The 574-nt window shown below is 70.9% G+C and carries 1 other RNA gene; it reads left to right on the plus strand.

Annotated elements, in window-relative coordinates:
• Positions 1–156: 156 nt before the first annotated feature.
• Positions 157–522, plus strand: a transfer-messenger RNA (tmRNA) gene (gene ssrA / locus GTR00_RS22325).
• Positions 523–574: the final 52 nt, after the last annotated feature.

Genomic DNA, 574 nt, shown 5'->3' on the forward strand with positions numbered 1-574 from the left:
GGCGGTGAGCGAGCCGGAGGCGTCGGCGGCGGCGCCGGGGGAGGAGGCGGCGGCTCGTGGTGAGCGCCGGGTGCGGGAATGCGCGCGCCGCCGGCGCCGTTGGGACGTATGCTGGTCACCGGTCGCCACGACGGGGCCGGCAGCACAACTGAACAAGGGGATGACAGGTTTCGACGTCGGTCGTCGAGCCAGGGGAAGCGGGTCGAGGATGCACGGTCATCTCGTCAACGCTCCGTGCAAACCAATAGGTGCCGATTCCAAGCGCACCGCGTTCGCCCTCGCCGCCTGAGCGAGTGTGACGCTGTCAGCCCGGGTGTGCTTCCGCCCCGGGTCCTGGCATCGACTAGGGAGCTCACCCTCCACCGAGGTCGCGTAGGTGGAGGGAACACGCAACGCGGCTGGGCCCGGCGATGACACGCCTGTGTGAGCATCGGGGCCGAGCAGACCGTTGAACAGGATGCACCCGGAGAAGCCCTGGTACCACGCTGGCGGACGCGGGTTCGATTCCCGCCATCTCCACCCCTGACGAAGGGCCGCCCCCCGCGAGGGGGGCGGCCCTTCGTCGTGCCCGGGC

Origin of the sequence: Kineococcus indalonis (genome assembly GCF_009906395.1) — a bacterium.
Lineage (GTDB): Bacteria > Actinomycetota > Actinomycetes > Actinomycetales > Kineococcaceae > Kineococcus > Kineococcus indalonis.